Genomic DNA, 17895 nt, shown 5'->3' with positions numbered 1-17895 from the left:
TGGATATGCAAGCTGTAGCCACCGTCCCCGTCAACCCCACCATCGGGCAACGCTTTGCCGCGATGGACCAGGGGCAGCGCATGCGCCTGGCCCTGGGGGTGTTGCTGTTTGTGGCGATTGGCATCGTGGGCTTGGTCATGGGGCGCCAAGCCGAGTGGCGGGTGCTGTATTCCAACCTGGCTGACAAAGACGGTGGCGCGGTCATCTCCCAGCTCAGCACCCTGAACATTCCTTATAAGTACACCGAAGGCGGTGGCGCCATCCTGGTGCCGGCCGACCGCGTGCACGATGTGCGCCTGAAGCTGGCCTCCCTGGGGCTGCCCAAAGGCTCGGTCAATGGCTTTGAGATGATGGAGGCCAACCGCTTCGGCATGACCCAGTTTCAGGAGCGCCTGACCTTCCAGCGCGGCCTGGAAGGGGAGCTGACCCGGTCGATCCAGGCCCTGTCCTCGGTGCAAAACGCCCGTGTGCACCTGGCCTTGCCCAATCAGAATGGGTTTTTCCGCGAGCAACAAAAACCGTCTGCCTCCGTCTTGCTCAGCCTGCACCCCGGCCGTACGTTGGACCGCAACCAACTGGCGGGCATCGTGCATTTGGTCGCCTCCAGCGTGCCCGAGATGAACCCCAGTGCAGTGAGCGTGCTGGACGACTCCGGCAAGCTGCTGTCGGCGCTGCCCGACGGCACAGGAGGCATGGGGGCCGATGCCGAGCAATTGCAGTATGCGCAGCAGATAGAGATGCTCTATAGCCGTCGCATTCTTGATATTTTGGAGCCATTGGTCGGCAAACAAAACGTGAAGGCGCAGGTAACGGCCGAGCTGGATTTCTCCCAAACCGAGTCGACCACCGAATCGCACAAACCCAACCAGACGCCGGACAGCAGTGCCGTGCGCAGCCAGCAGCTGGTGGAAAGCACCAACGGTGCCCAGTCCGGCCCGCCCTCTGGTGTGCCTGGTGCCACCACCAACCAGCCACCCGCCCAGCCCGCCGCGCCCATCAATGGCCAGCCGCAAACGCTGGCTGCTGCTGGCCAGGCTGGCGGCGCTGCGGGAGCCAATAATTCGTCCAAGAAAGAGTCCATCATCAATTACGAGGTGGACAAGACGGTGCGCGTGGTCAAAGGCGCCACCGGAGTGATCAAGCGCATTAACGCCGCGGTGGTGCTGAACAACCAGACCGCCACGGATGACAAGGGCAAGGTCACCAGCACCCCCTTGACCGAAGCCCAGCTCGAAAAAATGACCGCTCTGGTTCGCGAAACCGTGGGTTTCAGCCAAGACCGCGGCGATTCGGTGAATGTGGTCAATGCGCCTTTTGCCGCGCCCGTGGTGGACAGCACAGAGATCCCGGTGTGGCGTCAGCCCGAAGTGGTGGATCTGGCACGCAGTCTGGCCTGGCCGCTGGGCACCCTGGGTTTGGCGGCCCTGGTGCTGCTGGGCGTGATTCGCCCGGCCATGAAGTCGCTGGCCCAACCTCCTGTTGCTGCCGAGCCTCTGGGTGATGAGCGCGGTGGCCAGCTGGATGCGCTGGAGTCCGAACAGCCCGCCCGTCCGCAGCTGGGCGGCCCTGGTGGTGAAACCGGCACTGCGGTGGTGTCTCCAGGTGAGTTGCGCCTGGAGGACGCCCGCAAGCTGACCCGCGATAACCCGGCTGCGGTGGCCAACATTGTCAAAGCGTGGATGAACGGCGAGGCACCGGCCTGATGGCCAGCGCAAAATAGCACCATGGCAAACGACGACGGACTCCAAGACGCGGCAATCCTCATGATGTCTCTGGGCGAAGCCGAGGCATCAGAGGTCTTCAAACACCTATCGCCCAAGGAAGTGCAACGCCTGGGTGAGGCCATCGCCAAAACCACCCAGCTCTCGCGCGAAAAAGTGGACGAGGTGGTGGAAAAGTTCACCGGGGTGGCGGCTTCGCAAAGCCTGCTGGTGTCCAACTCGGGCGACTATGTGCGCTCGGTGCTCAAACTTGCCCTCGGGGATGACAAGGCGGCACTGCTGATTGACCGCATCTTGCAGGGCGGCGACGTATCGGGCATTGAGAGCCTGAAGTGGATGGACCCCCTGAGCGTGGCCGAGTTGCTGCGCAACGAACACCCGCAGATCGTGGCCGCCATCCTGGTGCACCTGGACTACGACCAGGCAGCCGATGTGCTCAAGCACCTGACCGAGCGCCAGCGCAACGAAGTCATGCTGCGTGTGGCCACCATGGAGGGCATCCAGCCCACGGCCCTGAAGGACTTGAACGAGGTGCTATTCAAGGTGCTGGCTGGCGGCGACAAGATCCGCAAGTCCTCGCTGGGGGGTATCAAGACAGCGGCCGAGATGATCAACCTGATGGGCACCGCCATCGAGGGCACGGTGATCGAGTCCATCCGCAGCCACGACGCAGACTTGGCGCAGAAGATCATGGACAAGATGTTTGTGTTCGACGATGTGCTCAAGCTCGACGACAAGGCGATCCAGATGGTGCTGAAGGAGGTGTCCTCCGATGTGCTGATCGTGGCGCTGAAAGGGGCACAGCCCGAGCTCAAGGAAAAGATTCTGGCCAATATGTCTTCGCGTGCGGCGGCTACGCTCAAGGAAGATTTGGAGTCTCGTGGCCCCATGCGCTTGTCCGAGGTCGAAGCGCAGCAGAAAGAAATCCTCAAGACGGTGCGCCGCCTGGCCGACGAGGGGCAGATTGTCATTGGTGGTGGAGGTGGCGACGACGCCATGGTCTGATGTCACGCAACCAAGCACGTTTTATTTCCGGCGAAGACGTCTCCACGGTCACCGAGTGGGACTTCGGCGCGGTCGACCAATCGTCGGTACGTTTTGCCGCCAAGCTCAAGGCGCAAGCCGAAGCCGAGGAGCAGGCCAAAGAAGACGGTGTGCGCCAGGCGGGGTATTCCGAGGGTTATGCCGCGGGGTACGCCCAAGGCCATGCCCAAGCCACGCTGGAAGGGCAGCGCCAGATTAACGAGTACATCGCCACCCAGGGCAAAGACGCCGCCGCCAACTTTGCGGCTTTGTTCGAGAGCGCCAGCGCGCAGCTGGCGGAGTCGGAGCAAGTCATGGCCCAGGGCGTGCTGGAGTTGGCCTGTGAGCTGGCACGGCAGGTGCTGCGCCATGAGCTCTCCACCAACCCCAATGCGCTGCAGCCCGTAGTGCGCGAGGCCTTGGGTGTGCTGGCGGTAGATAGCAAGGCTGCCGTGGTTCGCTTGCACCCGCTGGATCTGGAAGTCTTGGCCGAGGTGTTGCGACAAGAGTTTTCGGGTCTGGCCCTGACCCTGTTGCCAGACAGTAGCGTGGCCCGCGGCGGTTGCCTGGTGGAGTCGGCCGGTACCGTGGTGGACGGCACTGTGGAGAAACGCTGGCAGCGTGCCCTGGCCAGTTTGGGGTTTGACAGCCCTTGGGAGCCACGCGATGACCATGCCTGAGCCCCATACCGCCGCGCCCAAGTGGCAGGCTTTTCTGCAGGGCGCCCGTCAACAGGTGACCCAGGAGTCCACCCTCGAAGTGCGTGGCACGCTGACCCGCCTGGCGGGGTTGGTGCTGGAGGCCAGCGGCATTCGTATGCCCGTGGGGTCCCAATGCGTGGTCACCATGAAGGCGCGTGAGCCCGTACTGGCAGAGGTGGTCGGCTTCTCGGGCGACCGTGCGTATTTGATGCCGGCGGGTGACGTGCACGGACTGTCCAGCGGTGCCGGGGTGGCCGTAGCGGCCGCGTATGTGCCGGTGCCCCGCCTGGGCGAGGCGCCCTTGGCCCACGATCTGAGCGCTGCGGGTTTGTTGCGTTTGCCCTTGGGCGATGGCCTGCTGGGCCGGGTGGTGGACTCGCAGGGCACGCCCATGGACCGCATGGGCCCCTTGCAAGATGTGGTGTCCAGGCCCATGGACAGAAAACCCATCAATGCCATGGACCGCGCGCCGGTGCGGGATGTGCTGGATACCGGGGTTCGCTCCATCAACGCGCTGCTGAGTGTAGGGCGTGGCCAGCGTCTGGGCCTGTTCGCTGGCTCGGGGGTGGGCAAGAGCGTGCTGCTGGGCATGATGGCGCGTTACACCCAGGCCGATGTGATTGTGGTGGGCCTGATCGGCGAGCGGGGCCGCGAAGTCAAGGAATTCATTGAAGACATTCTGGGTGTGGAGGGGCGGGCCCGTTCTGTGGTGGTGGCTGCACCTGCAGATGCGCCGCCACTGCTGCGCATGCAGGGCGCCTCGTATGCAACCGCGATTGCCGAGCATTTTCGGGACCAGGGCCGCCACGTGCTGCTGCTCATGGACTCGCTGACCCGATACGCCATGGCGCAGCGTGAGATTGCGCTGGCCATTGGCGAGCCGCCTGCCACCAAAGGTTATCCGCCCTCGTGTTTTGCCAAGCTGCCGCAGCTGGTGGAGCGCAGCGGCAATGGCCTGCATGGCGTGGGCTCCATCACGGCGTTTTACACCGTACTGTCTGAAGGCGATGACCAGCAGGACCCGATTGCCGATGCCGCACGCGCGATTCTGGACGGGCACATTGTGCTGTCCCGCCGTCTGGCGGAGGCGGGGCATTACCCGGCGATTGATGTAGAGCAGTCCGCCTCGCGCGTGATGCACAACGTGGTGTCGCGTGAACATTTCGAGCTGGCCCGCCGTTTTCGCAGCCTGTACTCCAAGTACGAAAAAGGGCGCGATTTGGTGCAGATTGGTGCCTATGCGCAGGGCTCAGATCCGATGCTGGATGAAGCTATTGCCCTGCATCCCCCCATGCACCAGTTTTTGCAGCAGGACATGTTCGAAGCCTCCAGCATGGACGAAGCCTTGCAGGGCATGGCGGTTTGTACCTCCTTGCCAAGGGCGAGCGTGTAAGCCCCGAAAAAACCTGAGCCTGCCATGAACCCACTCCACGGACTGCAACTCGCGATTGAACTGGCCGAGCGCAAGCGCGATGAACGGGCGCAGGTGCTGGCGCAGGCGCAGCGACAAGTGCTTATGGGGCAACAGCAGTTGCAGCAGTTGCAAAGTTATGCCAATGACACGGACGCCCGTTGGACCCAAGGCCACAACATGGCGCTGTCCTCGGAGCTGATCCGGCACCATTACCAGTTTGTGGAGCGTCTGCAGCACGCGATTGGTATGCAGGACGGTGTGATTGCCAACCTGGTGCGTCAGGAAAACCAGTGTCGTGCAACGCTGATGCAGGCGGAGATGCGCGTTTCCGGCCTGAAGCAGGTCTTGGAGAAGCGCAAGCTGCAAATAGCGGCTGTGGAGCAACGCCGCGAGCAGGGGCGTATGGATGAAATGGCCGCGCTGGTCTATGCCCGCAGGATGGCCAGTGCCCAATTGGAGGATGCACGATGAGTATTGAGTCAACACCCGCCAGCCACAGTTTGGCGAAGGCTGCCCAGCCGGCTGCTGGCGGTAAAGGAAAAGCCACACCCGCGGTCGCAGGAGACGCTTTGGGTTTCTTTGCCATGCTGTCCGCTGCAGACGATGCGCTTGCGCTGTCTGCGGGCGCCTCTGGCCTCGCGGAGGGCGCAGGAGAGGGTGCATTGTCGGGAGCCGGGCCCCAGGATGCGGATGATTTACTGGAGGCAGACGCAAATGCGCTGGCCGGCTGGGTATTGGGTGTCCCGGTGCCCGTGGCGCAAGAGGCGGCTTCTTCGGGGGGGGCGCCCGCCACTGCGTCTGGTGGGCATTTTCCAGGTGCCGGGCGGCCGGCGTGGTCTGTGGATGCCGAGGCACATGCCAATGGCGTGCTGTCAGCCACTCCGCGCAAAGCTGGCAAAACGGCAGCTACTGCCGACTTGCAAAAAGCCCAAGATGGGCCAGCACCAGCCGTGCCCCTCGGGCACGACGTGGCGGCCAGCAAGCTTTTCGATGAAGAGATGGTGCGGGTGCAGGAGATTGTTTCTACGCTGGGCTTGGAGGTGCGGGAGTCGTCCGCCCCCAGCGCTGCACAGGTCACGATGGGTGAGCGTCGTTTGCTGGAGCCTGCCGCCGCCAAGGCGGCACCGGCGGATGTGAGTTATTTTCAAAGCCAGGCCACCTCTGCCCCCATGGGCATGGACGGCGTGGTCGCCGCCCAATCGAGCATGCCACTGGAGGCGTATGTTGCTGAACAAGTGACTTACTGGATTGCGCAGGACGTTCAAAATGCGGAGCTCACGCTGGATGGCATGGGGTTTAGCCCCGTGGAGGTGAGTATCAGCATGCAGGGCAATGAGGCTCAGGTGGCGTTTAGAACAGATGAGTTGCACGCACGCGATGCGATCGAGAGTGCCTCGGAGCAGTTGAAAGACGCTTTGCAACGCCAGGGGGTGTTGCTAACAGGCATGTCCGTTGGTACCTCGCACAGCGGGGATGCTTCCGGGCAGGGCAGACGTCCGCGCCAAGAGGGTAAGCAGGTGGTGGTGACGGCCTTGGCACCGGTGCCGGTCGATAGCCCGGTGCAGACCAAGATCCCGCAAGGCCGAGCCCTGGATCTCTTCGTGTGAGTCGGTCTTTCTGTCAATAATGGAGGCGATGGTCGAATTCCCTGTCTTATTGGTGTTTAGGTGCCGGGTTTCTCCATCAATAATCCGAATACCGTTTTCAATGTGAGGATCCCACTGTGTCAGCAAAACCCGATGCCGCAGACGCCGCCAAGGCCCCCGCTAAAAGTAAAAAGATGCTGATCATCATTGTGGCGGCCGTATTGGTGCTGGTGATGGGTGGGGCCGCGGCTTTTTTTGTCATCAGCAAGCAGCGTGCAGCGGCGGAGGATGGCGAAGAGGCAGCACCCGCAAAAGCGGCTGCCCATGCCGATCCTAAAGCGCCCCCTGCTTACCTGCCTCTAGATGCCATGGTGGTGAATCTTGCGGATCCCGGTGGGGAGCGTGTGGCGCAGATTGGTATCACCCTGGAGGTGATGGATGCCAAGTCCTCGGATTCCGTGAAGGCCTATTTACCAACTATTCGCAGCGGTATTTTGATGCTGATTTCCCAGCGAACCGCGGAAGAGTTGCTCAAAGCCGAGGGTAAGGAAAAGCTCGCCAAGGATATTTTGCGAGAAGCCTCCGTCCCCTTTGGGGGCGGCGAAGAGGAGGAGGAAGAGGAAGTTGCTTCCACCAAGAAGAAGAAAAAGAAAGCACCACCGGTGCAGTACCCCGTCGTGGGCGTGCTGTTTTCCAGTTTTATTGTGCAATAGGGGTCAACAGGACTGAACTATGAGTGAGTCGTTTCTTTCCCAAGAGGAAGTTGATGCGCTCCTGGAAGGCGTCACTGGCGAGAGCCAGAAGACGGTGGAGGAGGCTGCAGAGCACGGCGAGGTCCGTTCGTACAACATTTCCAGCCAGGAAAGAATCGTTCGCGGGCGTATGCCCACGATGGAAATCGTCAATGAGCGCTTTGCGCGCAACCTGCGTGTGGGGTTATTCAATTTCATTCGCCGTAGTCCTGAAATTTCTGTTGGACCTGTGGCCGTGCAGCGCTACAGCGCTTTTTTGCGTGAGCTGGCGGTGCCAACCAATTTCAACATCGTCGCTATCCGCCCATTGCGTGGCAGTGGTCTGATCGTCTGCGAGCCTGCACTGGTGTTTGGTGTGATTGACACCTTGTATGGCGGCATCGGGAAATTTCAGACGCGTATTGAGGGGCGTGATTTTTCGGCGACGGAGCAGCGTGTCATCAACCGGCTGGTAGAGGTGATCACCACGGAGTACAAAAAAGCTTGGAAGGGCATATATCCGTTGGAACTGGACTACCAGCGCAGCGAGATGCAGCCCCAGTTTGCCAACATTGCCACACCCAGCGAAATTGTGATTTCGACCTCGTTCCAACTTGAGATTGGTGACATCACCGGCGCGATCCACTTTAGTTTCCCGTACTCGACGCTAGAGCCTATCCGGGATGTGTTGTACTCGTCCACCCAAGGTGACTCTATTGAAGTGGATCGCCGTTGGGTGAATGTGCTGACGCGGGAAATCCAGGCAGCGGAAGTTACCCTGGTCGCCGAGTTGGCGCGTGCGGATGCGACGGTAGAGCAATTGCTGGCTATGAAAAAAGGGGATTTCATTGAACTGGACCGAGAGCCGCGTATCCAAGCCACGGTAGACGGGGTTCCACTTTTTGAGTGCCAGTACGGCACTCACAACGCCAAATACGCCATTCGCATAGAAAAAGCGCTGCGCGGTAACGACCAAAACTGGTTGGGAGAACGAAATGGCATCTGAAGAAAAACCGGAAGACAATGCAGGCGCGGCCGACGATGGCATGGCAGACTGGGCGGAGGCGTTGCTGGAGCAAAAAGCGACAGAGTCCGGCCCCGATTCGGGTGGCCCTTTGTCTGGAGAGCCGCCTAAACCCTTTGCGTCGAGTGCGGACGGGCATGTCAATGACATCAATATGGTGCTGGATATTCCCGTACAGCTTTCCGTGGAGCTTGGGCGTACCAAAGTACCTATCAAGCACATCCTGCAGCTCGGGCAAGGGTCGGTGGTGGAGCTAGATGCCTTGGCCGGCGAGCCTATGGATGTATTGGTTAATGGGTACCTGATCGCCCAGGGCGAGGTGGTGGTTGTTAATGACAAGTTTGGCATCCGACTTACTGATGTGGTGACGCCCTCGGAGCGTTTGCGGCGTGTCAGTAAAAATTAGCCTTGTGTGATTTGATATGACGCAGCAACTGCTATTGGTGGTGGCTTTCTTGGCTGCCTTGGCTGCTTTACCTTGGTTTTTGCGGTGGGTGCGTAGTCGGGTCGGCGCAAGCGCGGTGGAGGCCGGTGGGCAGAGTCGCTTTATTTCCGCGGTGGCGGTGGGGCCCAATCAAAGAGTGGTTACAGTCGAAGTTGGTCCGGAAAACGCAAGGGTTTGGTTGACGCTTGGGGTTGGGGCGCAGTCCATTGCACTCTTGCATACTGCGCCAGTAGGCGCCGCCTCATCTCGTGATGAGGGGGCTGTAACCCTGCCGAGCCTGCGGACATAAGTGCTTTCCAGTAATTTGAAAGAGACGGTGCGCTTGGGACGCTTTGGTAACTGGATTCGACTCGGTTTGGGGCTTGCTTGCCTGGGCTATGGTGCCGCGGTTTTTGCGCAAACGCCCGGGCAACTGCCTTTGTTGGTTGGGACTGGAGAAAGTGGGATGAGTTTTTCCGTCCCCATCCAGACCTTGTTGTTCTTCACCGCGCTCTCTTTCATCCCCGCCGTCTTGCTGATGATGACGAGTTTTACGCGCATCGTGATCGTGCTCTCCTTGCTGAGGCAGGCGCTGGGTACGCAGTCCTCTCCGCCAAATCAGGTGATTGTTGGGCTTTCTCTGTTCCTCACTTTGTTTGTGATGGGGCCCACCTTTGATCGTGTGTACGCAGATGCGTATGAACCCTACAGCCGAAGTGCGATTCCATTTGAGCAAGCACTTGTTAAAGCCGAGATGCCATTGCGTGAATTCATGGTGAAGCAAACACGCCAGTCCGACTTTTCTCTATTCGCCAAATTGGCAAAATTGGATGCCAGCGTGAAGGCTGATACCGCGCCGCTGCGGGTGTTGGTGCCAGCCTTTGTAATCAGCGAGCTCAAATCTGCATTCCAGATTGGGTTCATGATTTTTATCCCATTTTTGGTGATCGATATTGTTGTCGCCAGTGTGCTGATGTCTTTGGGGATGATGATGCTGTCGCCCGTGTTAGTGGCGTTGCCGTTCAAACTGATGCTTTTTGTCTTGGCCGATGGTTGGAATCTGCTTATCGGATCCTTGGCGGCCAGTTTTGTAACCTGAGGAACGACTATGAATGCCCAAACCGTTCTGACCATGGGGCAAGAGGCGTTGTTGATGCTGCTGATGGTGTCCTCTCCGGTGCTGGGCGCGGCTTTGTTGGTGGGGCTGCTGGTGAGCCTGTTCCAGGCTGTGACGCAGATTCACGAGGCGACTTTGGCTTTTGTGCCTAAATTGGTAGCTGTAATTGCTGTGTTTGCTATCGCTGGACCTTGGATGTTGACGATGCTGGTGGAGTACATCCGCAGAATGATCGAGGCGATCCCCGGCTCGGTGGTCTGATCGGTATGCCCGGGATTGCATTTACCGAGGCGCAGATTCTTGCTTGGCTATCTCCATTGCTGTGGCCTTTTCTACGCGTCCTTGCAGTTTTTACCTCGGCTCCCGTTTTGTCCTCACGGGCGGTGCCCATGCGTGTCAAAGTGGCGCTGGCCTTGTTTGTGGCGCTGGCTTGCCAGGCAACCATCCCTTCCTCGCTGAATTACAGCATTGCGTCTCCCGACGCCTTGGCTGTTGTGCTTCAGCAGGTACTGATTGGCCTTTCCATTGGTTTTGCCGTGCGATTGGTATTTGCGGCCATGGAGTTAGCGGGAGAGGTGGTCGGGTTTCAAATGGGGTTGAATTTCGCAGCCTTCTTTGACCCCTCGCTCAATTCTCAGAGTAGTGCGGTCGCTCGTTTCTTTGGTCAAATGGCGACACTGCTGTTTGTTGTGCTTAACGGCCACATCATGGTCCTGATGGCGGTGACCAAGAGTTTCGAAGCGTTCCCTGTCAGCCCCAGGTTTTTGGATGCTTTGGCTTCCATGCAGTTGTACCGGTTGGGGACAGATCTGTTTGCCAGCGCTTTGTGGATAGCACTACCCATGGTGGGGATGTTGTTGTTCGTTAACTTGGCATTGGGCGTCATTTCTCGTGTTGCGCCGCAGATTAATATTTTTGCCGTAGGCTTCCCAGTCACTTTGGTAGTTGGGATTGTGGGGATCGCTGTGACACTTCCGACCTTGGATCAACCTATGATCGCGCTGATGGAGCGGGCGATCGGTATTTTTTCTGGTTCGTGACGGCTTCGCTAGACCAAGTCGTTTCGAATGGCATAGACCGCCAGTTCTGCGTTGTTGCTTAGCCCCAGTTTTTCGAGTAGCCGCGCACGGTAAACGCTGACCGTCTTGGGGCTCAACATCAGTTCTTCCGCGATATCGGCCAACCGCTTGCCCGACGCGATTTTCAGCAGGGTTTGCAGCTCGCGCTCCGAGAGGCGTGCGTGCAGAGTTTCTGTACCTGGCTTGGACAATTGCTCTACCAGCATTTCGGAGACGGACGGTGTGACATACCGTCGACCTTGGGCTACGGTTCGAACTGCGCCGACGAGTTCATCGGGATTCCCCGCCTTGTTCAAATAGCCGTGCGCACCAGCCTTGAGACTGCGGATGGCGTACTGGTCTTCTGAGAACATCGAGACAACCAGTACTTTGATGTTTGGGTGACTGTCTTGGATGGATGCGAGGACGTCAAGGCCGCTTCGGCCGGGTAAATTGAGGTCTAGCACCAATACATCGCAGGGCTGTTCCCGTAAGACATCCTTGAGTTCGGCGTAGCTACCGGATTCGCCGACCACTTTCATGTCGACATGCTCACACAACATATCGCGGATTCCGCGGCGAATCATGGCGTGGTCATCGCACAAGACAACTTGAATCATGGCGAGCCTTCTTGCGCAGAGTTTTCGCTGCGATTCAGGGGCACCGATAGCGTAATAGTCGTACCGGTATGGGGCGTGGAGCTGATATCCATCCAGCCACCGACGGACTTGGCGCGCTCTGCTAGGCCACGCAGACCATAAGAGTTCTGCTTTTGCAATGCGAATTTCTCTAAACCTGGGCCGCTGTCTGCAATTTCTATGGTGAGTGTGTTGCCCAGGTTGGAGATTTCGATGCGCATATCACTGCCTAGTGCGTATTTGGAGGCGTTGGTGAGCGCTTCTTGCGCCGTCCTGTAGGCGGTCAACATGACGTCTGCCGGTAAGCTCATGGTTTCGGTGGTGGTAGTGATTTCAACTTTGCACGTGGTTCGCCTCTCAAAATCACGCGCTAACCACTGAATGGATGGCACTAATCCTTGATCCAGGATGGCTGGGCGCAGATTTTTCATGATGCGCTGGCTGGCGTGTGCGGCGTGCTGAATCATGTCGCTAGCTGACGCGATGTGCTGCAAACACTGCCTGTCGTTGGTATGGCGTGCCAGCCATCCCAAGTCTAGTCGAACGGCGGCAAGCGCTCCACCAATGTCGTCGTGCACTTCACGTGCAATCGACGCACGCTCGCGTTCTATGGCAGTTTGCAGGTGCCCGGCCAGTTCAGAAATTCGACGCTCGGAAAGCGCCAATTCCTGTGCAGTCTTCTCTTTTTCCCTTTTTATGGCCTGTAAGTCCATGGTCCGCTGGATAACTCGCGGCAAGGCGGAGATTTCGTCCTTATGAAGGTAGTCACTGATGCCGCATTGGATAGCCTCGACGGCCGCAGCTTCGCCAATGGTTCCGGAGAGAATGATGAACGGGATCCTCTGGTGGTCGTTTTTGGATGTGTTCCACGCATCAATGGCAGTGAAGTCCCCAAGGCGGTAGTCAGCGATTACCAACTGATAGACCCCTTGGTCCATCGAGTGCTTGAATGCTGCCAATGTTTCGACACGCACCAAGCTGAATCGCATCCCCGTTTTTGAAAGGGTTCGAAGCACAAGTTGGTGGTCGATTGCCGAGTCCTCTAAATGGAGGATGTTCACCGCGTTCTCGGTATTTTTTGCATTGAGGATTGCCGATATCATGGGGTCTTATGGTAATCACAACCTCGTCTGCGGTGGGGGTGTTTCTGGGATGCATATGGGGACGCATAATTTCCCTGACAAGACAAGAATCCTGATACTCTAGAAGCGTGGCCCGGTTTGGTGATTCACAAGGACGCCGTGGATTGGTATAAAGACAGGCAAAGAGGAAAAAAGACAATGGAACCTTCGTCGATTTCGCCTGCTGCTCCTGCTGTGCAATTGCCGGTCATGCTCGTTGCAGAGGTCCAAGACTCCTTGTTGGTGGTTGTGCACGACCTGACCCGTCTGGATGGTCTGCTTGCGCATACGATGGAAAACCTCATGGAACGGTTTACCACCGCCAGTGCAAATCTGGCTTCACCAGCTCTCATGGAGTCCCAGGAGCTAGAGCTGGTTCGAAACACATTGCGGGCGGCCGTCACAGAGCTGCAATTTCAAGACATGGCTTCTCAGCTGATTGTTCATACCTCCAAAATTTTGCAGGGATGTGCCTATAGACTGGCCTCTGAGTCTATGGGCGCTGAAGATGGAGAAGCCGTGCCTTTTGTAGAGGAAGTGCCTGAGCGACCGAATCCAGTGACTCAGGACGAGATGGATGCTGGATCCATCGAGCTATTTTAATTTTCGCCACACCTTTTAACGGAATATTTCGGAGCCTTTCATGCCTTTAATCCTAGCTGTTGATGACTCACCGTCTATGCGGAAAATGGTTTCCTTTACGTTGACTGGCGCTGGTTACCAAGTGGTTGAGGCCGTGGATGGGCAGGATGCCTATGAAAAAGCCCAAGCGCAGGCTTTTGACTTGGTTCTTACCGATCAGAATATGCCGCGTCTGGATGGCTTGGGTTTGACTCGAAAGTTGCGTGAGCACCCGCAGTTCAAGACCGTCCCTATTCTGATGTTGACCACAGAGTCGAGTGACTTAATGAAGCAAGCGGGCCGCGCTGCGGGAGCTACTGGTTGGCTGGTGAAGCCCTTTGATCCTGCTCGATTGCTTGATGTAATTAAAAAAGTCATTCGTTGAGGTCGGTGACTTCAACTGGCACGCAGAAAATAGGAGATTCAGATGGCTGAGACGCATACCGAAAGTGGCGCTGGCGGTGATTTTGATCTAAGTCAGTTTTACCAAATTTTCTTCGAAGAGGCGGGAGAAAATCTGGATCAGATGGAGCAAATGCTCCTGAACCTGAACTTGGAAACGGCAGATGACGAAGAGCTGAATGGCATCTTCAGATGTGCGCACTCTGTGAAGGGCGGTGCTGCTACGTTTGGCTTTGCTGATGTGGCGGAATTGACCCACCAAATGGAATCGCTATTAGATCGGTTGCGCCGTCACGAACTACAGCCCAACGCGGCAATGGTCGACGTGCTTCTGGAATCTGCCGATGCGTCTAGGGGCTTGCTGGCTCGCCATCAGGCTGGCGGAGAGGGCGATGCGCCTCCTACGGCGGATTTGGTACGTCGTATCAGCGAGCTTGCTGCTGGAGGTGCTGTGGCCCCGCCTGCAAAACCGACTCCTGCGCAGGTTGTCGTAGCGCCTGCTCCGTCGCCGAAGTTGGCCTCTCGGGCTGACGGTGTGCGAGATCTGCAGATTAGCATTGGGCCGTTGGATCGCCCCGAACAGGCGGATGCGATACAGGAGTTGTTTAGAGATATTCCGGGACTGGGGAGCATCAAGGCTGCTGCCAGTGAGCGGTCGGGTGTGCGCGTATTCGATGTTGAAACAGCATCGACTGATGATGATCTGTTGGATTTGTTTGCCTTTCACGTGGCGCGGGAGAAAGTCGCTATCGTGGAACGCTCGCATGAGTCGGTCGAAACACCCGCAATGGAGTCCTCGGCTGCGGACCACGTAGGCTTCGGTTTCTTTGATGGCTCTCCTGGTGCTCCTGCGCAAGTCGTTTTGGCGCAGGAAGTTGCTGTGGTCCAGGCTATTGAACCTGCTTTGGCTGCCAAAGCCGCACCAGGTAAGGCTGCTACGGCGGCTGCGGCCGCACAACCGGAAGCTGCCACGATACGGGTTGCGATCAGTAAGGTCGATCAGTTGATCAATTTGGTTGGAGAGTTGGTGATTACGCAGGCGATGCTTGCTCAAAACAGCCGAGCTCTTGATCCGGCGGTGTACCAGCAGCTATTGACAGGGTTGGCTGATTTGGACCGCAACACACGTGATTTGCAAGAGTCTGTGATGTCCATTCGGATGATTCCGATGTCCATCGTTTTTAGTCGCTTCCCCCGCATGCTGCGTGATTTGGCCGGTAAGTTGGGCAAAAAGGTTGATTTTGTAACGCAGGGTGAGGCGACAGAGTTGGACAAAGGCTTGGTTGAAAAAATCACGGATCCTCTGACACACTTGGTCCGAAATAGTTGTGATCATGGCGTCGAAATGCCTGCAGACCGTATTGCTGCAGGCAAGTCTGAAACCGGGACCATCACTTTGTCTGCTTCCCATCAAGGGGGCTCCATCGTCATTGAGGTGCGCGACGATGGGCGAGGTTTGTCCCGCCCCAAGATACTTGCGAAGGCGCGCGAGCGTGGCATCGACGTGTCCGACCAGATGTCTGATGCAGAGGTGTGGCAGCTCATCTTTGCCCCTGGGTTCTCCACGGCCGCCGTGGTAACAGACGTTTCTGGTCGCGGTGTGGGTATGGACGTAGTGAAGCGCAATATTGCGGCCCTCAACGGCACGGTCGAAATTGACTCTGCCGAAGGTTATGGAATGAAGGTGTCGGTTCGCTTGCCGTTGACCCTGGCCATCATGGACGGGATGTCCGTAGGCGTCGGTGATGAGGTTTATATTTTGCCGTTGTCTTCGGTCGTGGAGTCTTTCCAGGTGAAAGCCGATGCGGTTAGTACGGTGGGGCAGGGTTCTCAACTGGTCAAAGTTCGCGATGAATACATGCCAGTCATTGAGCTGGAGAAGGTGTTCCAAATTCCACGTTTCGACTTCGAGCGCTCCAGTGACATCATGGTTGTTGTCGAAGCGGAGGGGATTCGAGTCGCATTGCTGGTGGATGAATTGCTTGGGCAGCAGCAGGTGGTTGTCAAGAACTTGGAGTCGAACTATCGAAAGGTTCCGAATGTTTCTGGTGCAACCATTTTGGGTGATGGAAAGGTTGCGTTGATCCTTGATACGGGAGCCCTGGTAAGGCGCTCACGTCATTGATAAAAGCCTAAGGAGAAGACCATGGGAATGATGGAAAAACTGAATGAACTGACATCTTCTGGTGCGAGGGAGTACTTGACTTTTCGCTTGGATCAAGAGGAGTATGGAATTGATATTCTTAAGGTTCAAGAAATCCGCGGATACGAGTCGCCTACTCGGGTTGCCAATGCTCCTAACTTCATTAAGGGTGTCGTGAATTTGCGGGGAACCATTGTTCCTATCGTTGACATGCGGTTGAAGTTCAACTGCTCCAAGGCTGAGTACAACTCTTTCACAGTGGTAATCGTGCTGAACTTGCGCAATCGCATTGTGGGAATTGTTGTTGATTCAGTCAGTGATGTTATGGAATTACCCCCCGAGAATTTGAAATCAGCTCCGGATATCGACAGTGTGATTGATAGTGCGGCCGTGCTCGGATTGGGATCTATCGGTGACCGAATGTTGATTCTTTTGGATATTGAGCGCCTGATGTCCGCTGCGGAGATGGGGTTGGTTAGCGCATCGGAATAGCGATTGCTCAAGTGACTTTCAAAATTACTACATAGAAATAAATTGCAATATGGCCTTGCCCCCCCCCCAAGCTGTTGGAGAGATGCAAGGCAGGGAGTTCGCTTGGACGAACTCGGATTTTGACCATGTTCAAAAACTGATTTACCAGCGTGCTGGCATCAGTTTGCATGATGGCAAGCACGCCATGGTGTATAGCCGGCTCTCTCGGCGATTGCGTGATACCGGGCACAACAGCTTTAGAGAGTATTTGAGTTGGCTCGAGTCAACCGATGGTCCTGAGTGGCAAGAGTTCGTCAATGCACTGACCACCAACTTAACGTCTTTTTTTCGTGAGCATCATCACTTCGAAATCCTTTCAGATTTTTTGAAGTCACGGGTCGGATCTTCCGAGTGCAAAATTTGGTGTAGCGCTGCCTCTACTGGTGAGGAGCCGTATTCGATTGCGATGACTGCATCCGAGGTGCTCGGCAAGTCGAAATTCTCCTTACAAGCAAGCGACATTGACTCGAAAGTGCTGGCGACTGCCGCGCAGGGCGTTTATCGCATGGAGGGTCTGAAGGGGGTCTCTGCTGATCTTGCGCGCAAATACTTTTTGCGTGGAAAGGCAGGGAATGCCGGTTTGGTCAGGGTGAAGCCTGAGCTGCGTCACGCGATTGAGTTCTTGAACGTGAACCTCATAAAAGACGATTGGCCCTTCCGCGATCCTTTCGATGCCGTGTTTTGTCGAAATGTCATGATTTACTTTGATGCATCCACCCAAAGAAGAGTTCTGGAAAAAATCCACCGGGTTATGAAGCCTGGGGCTTTGCTTTTTGTCGGACATGCAGAGAACTTCAGTGACTCGCGGGATCTCTTTGCTCTTAAAGGAAAAACTGTCTACGAGCGTTGTAGGTGAGCGTTACACCCCCTGGTAGTCGATAAACCGATTCAACTGTTTGGATAGCAATTTCAAATGATTTCAACTTCAAGTAGTTTGGTGTCCGGTGTTGTTCGAACGAATGCCGTGGTTCCGCCGCCAAAGACGTTGGCAAGTGGACGTGTATCCCGAATTGAGCATTTGAAATCCCAGCCGCGCAAGCCCGGAGAGGCGTCTTTCTTTTATGCCGACCATCATTTCCAATACGATGCCGTAAAAGTGCTCCCGGGGGAGTATTACGTTTCGAATGAAGATCTGGTCATCATGACGGTGTTGGGTTCCTGTATCGCAGCGTGTATCTGGGACGGCAAAGCTCGTACGGGGGGGATGAATCACTTCATGCTGCCTGATGGTGATGGCGCGGATGGTTCTGGCAGATATGGTTCCTATGCGATGGAGCTCTTAATCAATGAAATGTTGAAGTTGGGTGCTCGGCGCGAAACAATGCAAGCCAAAATTTTTGGCGGCGCCCAAGTAATGGCTGGTTTTACCACGATGAATGTGGGGGAGCGCAACACCAAATTCGTTCTGGATTACCTTGCCACAGAGCGCATCCCTGTCGTCTCGCAAGATGTTTTGGATATTCACCCGCGCAAAGTCTGTTTTTTTCCAGTTAGTGGGAAAGCATTAGTGAAGCGGTTGGCTCATTCGCATCCAGAAACATTGGCTGTTGAAGAGCGGCGTGGTAACGCCGCGTCTGTTGCGAAGTCTACGTCGGGCGGTTCTGTCGACCTTTTTTGAGTTGGTAATGAAGAAAATTCGA

Annotated in this window: 22 protein-coding genes (1 of these 22 running past the window's edge); 20 read left to right on the top strand and 2 right to left on the bottom strand. The window is 56.8% G+C overall.

Annotated features, from left to right (window positions below):
* Positions 1-5: 5 nt before the first annotated feature.
* The 13 genes from fliF (at position 6) to fliR (ending at position 10781) form a co-directional block, all read left to right on the top strand.
* Positions 6-1703 (top strand): flagellar basal-body MS-ring/collar protein FliF, encoded by a 1698-nt coding sequence (gene fliF / locus C5F53_RS11085; RefSeq protein WP_105261534.1) that lies wholly within the window; start codon positions 6-8, stop codon positions 1701-1703.
* Positions 1704-1724: 21 nt separating this feature from the next.
* On the top strand, positions 1725-2726 hold the full coding sequence (gene fliG, locus C5F53_RS11080; protein ID WP_105261412.1) for a flagellar motor switch protein FliG: 1002 nt from the start codon (positions 1725-1727) through the stop codon (positions 2724-2726).
* Positions 2726-3424, top strand: coding sequence for a flagellar assembly protein FliH (locus tag C5F53_RS11075; protein WP_105261411.1), 699 nt, complete (start codon positions 2726-2728; stop codon positions 3422-3424). The genes fliG and C5F53_RS11075 overlap by 1 nt, the downstream gene beginning before the upstream one ends.
* The gene (gene fliI / locus C5F53_RS11070) at positions 3417-4838 is read left to right on the top strand and encodes a flagellar protein export ATPase FliI (RefSeq protein ID WP_105261533.1); all 1422 of its coding nucleotides are present in this window, start codon (positions 3417-3419) and stop codon (positions 4836-4838) included. The genes C5F53_RS11075 and fliI overlap by 8 nt, the downstream gene beginning before the upstream one ends.
* Positions 4839-4862: 24 nt before the next feature.
* The gene (gene fliJ / locus C5F53_RS11065) at positions 4863-5330 is read left to right on the top strand and encodes a flagellar export protein FliJ (protein ID WP_105261410.1); all 468 of its coding nucleotides are present in this window, start codon (positions 4863-4865) and stop codon (positions 5328-5330) included.
* Complete coding sequence (locus C5F53_RS11060) at positions 5327-6466, top strand: flagellar hook-length control protein FliK (RefSeq protein ID WP_105261409.1); 1140 nt, start codon at positions 5327-5329, stop codon at positions 6464-6466. The genes fliJ and C5F53_RS11060 overlap by 4 nt, the downstream gene beginning before the upstream one ends.
* 116 nt (positions 6467-6582) lie before the next feature.
* Positions 6583-7158 (top strand): flagellar basal body-associated protein FliL, encoded by a 576-nt coding sequence (gene fliL, locus C5F53_RS11055; RefSeq protein WP_201740832.1) that lies wholly within the window; start codon positions 6583-6585, stop codon positions 7156-7158.
* A 19-nt stretch (positions 7159-7177) separates the two neighbouring features.
* Complete coding sequence (fliM, locus tag C5F53_RS11050) at positions 7178-8182, top strand: flagellar motor switch protein FliM (RefSeq protein WP_105261408.1); 1005 nt, start codon at positions 7178-7180, stop codon at positions 8180-8182.
* On the top strand, positions 8172-8606 hold the full coding sequence (fliN, locus tag C5F53_RS11045) for a flagellar motor switch protein FliN (RefSeq protein WP_105261407.1): 435 nt from the start codon (positions 8172-8174) through the stop codon (positions 8604-8606). The genes fliM and fliN overlap by 11 nt, the downstream gene beginning before the upstream one ends.
* Positions 8607-8622: 16 nt before the next feature.
* A complete protein-coding gene (locus tag C5F53_RS11040) occupies positions 8623-8934 on the top strand; it encodes a flagellar biosynthetic protein FliO (protein ID WP_105261406.1) in 312 nt (103 codons plus the stop codon).
* Positions 8935-8988: 54 nt separating this feature from the next.
* Positions 8989-9723: a flagellar type III secretion system pore protein FliP gene (fliP, locus tag C5F53_RS11035; protein WP_370446727.1), complete on the top strand. Its 735-nt coding sequence runs from the start codon at positions 8989-8991 to the stop codon at positions 9721-9723.
* 9 nt (positions 9724-9732) lie between these two features.
* Entirely contained in the window at positions 9733-10002 is a 270-nt protein-coding gene (gene fliQ, locus C5F53_RS11030) for a flagellar biosynthesis protein FliQ (protein WP_105261404.1), read from the top strand.
* A 5-nt stretch (positions 10003-10007) separates the two neighbouring features.
* Complete coding sequence (gene fliR / locus C5F53_RS11025; protein WP_105261403.1) at positions 10008-10781, top strand: flagellar biosynthetic protein FliR; 774 nt, start codon at positions 10008-10010, stop codon at positions 10779-10781.
* Between the two features lie 8 nt (positions 10782-10789).
* Here fliR and C5F53_RS11020 read toward each other — a convergent pair whose 3' ends face one another.
* Together C5F53_RS11020 and C5F53_RS11015 are read right to left on the bottom strand one after the other, a co-directional pair.
* Complete coding sequence (locus C5F53_RS11020; RefSeq protein ID WP_105261402.1) at positions 10790-11419, bottom strand: response regulator transcription factor; 630 nt, start codon at positions 11417-11419, stop codon at positions 10790-10792.
* A complete protein-coding gene (locus C5F53_RS11015; RefSeq protein WP_105261401.1) occupies positions 11416-12540 on the bottom strand; it encodes an ATP-binding protein in 1125 nt (374 codons plus the stop codon). The genes C5F53_RS11020 and C5F53_RS11015 overlap by 4 nt, the downstream gene beginning before the upstream one ends.
* Positions 12541-12717: 177 nt before the next feature.
* On the opposite strand from C5F53_RS11015, the gene C5F53_RS11010 reads away from it, so the two are divergent.
* The 7 genes in view from C5F53_RS11010 to C5F53_RS10980 are tightly spaced (at most 57 nt apart) and all read left to right on the top strand, a layout consistent with a single transcriptional unit that may run on beyond the window.
* Positions 12718-13161: a hypothetical protein gene (locus C5F53_RS11010; protein WP_105261400.1), complete on the top strand. Its 444-nt coding sequence runs from the start codon at positions 12718-12720 to the stop codon at positions 13159-13161.
* 40 nt (positions 13162-13201) lie between these two features.
* The gene (locus C5F53_RS11005; protein ID WP_105261399.1) at positions 13202-13564 is read left to right on the top strand and encodes a response regulator; all 363 of its coding nucleotides are present in this window, start codon (positions 13202-13204) and stop codon (positions 13562-13564) included.
* Between the two features lie 42 nt (positions 13565-13606).
* Entirely contained in the window at positions 13607-15706 is a 2100-nt protein-coding gene (locus C5F53_RS11000) for a chemotaxis protein CheW (RefSeq protein WP_105261398.1), read from the top strand.
* A gap of 21 nt (positions 15707-15727) precedes the next feature.
* Positions 15728-16216 carry a chemotaxis protein CheW gene (locus C5F53_RS10995; RefSeq protein ID WP_105261397.1) on the top strand — a complete coding sequence of 163 codons (489 nt, stop codon included), beginning with the start codon at positions 15728-15730 and terminating at the stop codon, positions 16214-16216.
* Positions 16217-16265: 49 nt separating this feature from the next.
* Positions 16266-17111 carry a CheR family methyltransferase gene (locus C5F53_RS10990; RefSeq protein ID WP_236635343.1) on the top strand — a complete coding sequence of 282 codons (846 nt, stop codon included), beginning with the start codon at positions 16266-16268 and terminating at the stop codon, positions 17109-17111.
* Between the two features lie 57 nt (positions 17112-17168).
* Complete coding sequence (gene cheD / locus C5F53_RS10985) at positions 17169-17873, top strand: chemoreceptor glutamine deamidase CheD (protein WP_105261396.1); 705 nt, start codon at positions 17169-17171, stop codon at positions 17871-17873.
* Between the two features lie 7 nt (positions 17874-17880).
* On the top strand, positions 17881-17895 hold the start of the coding sequence (locus tag C5F53_RS10980; protein WP_105261395.1) for a chemotaxis response regulator protein-glutamate methylesterase. Its footprint extends 1071 nt past the window's final position; 15 of the gene's 1086 nt are visible here — the first part of the coding sequence; it begins with the start codon at positions 17881-17883; its stop codon lies beyond the right edge, outside the window.

It is taken from the genome of Rhodoferax sp. TS-BS-61-7 (assembly GCF_002943465.1).
GTDB lineage: Bacteria > Pseudomonadota > Gammaproteobacteria > Burkholderiales > Burkholderiaceae_C > Allorhodoferax.
The sequence above is the reverse complement of the archived record's forward strand: the minus strand, read 5'-3'. Positions and strand labels throughout refer to the sequence as shown.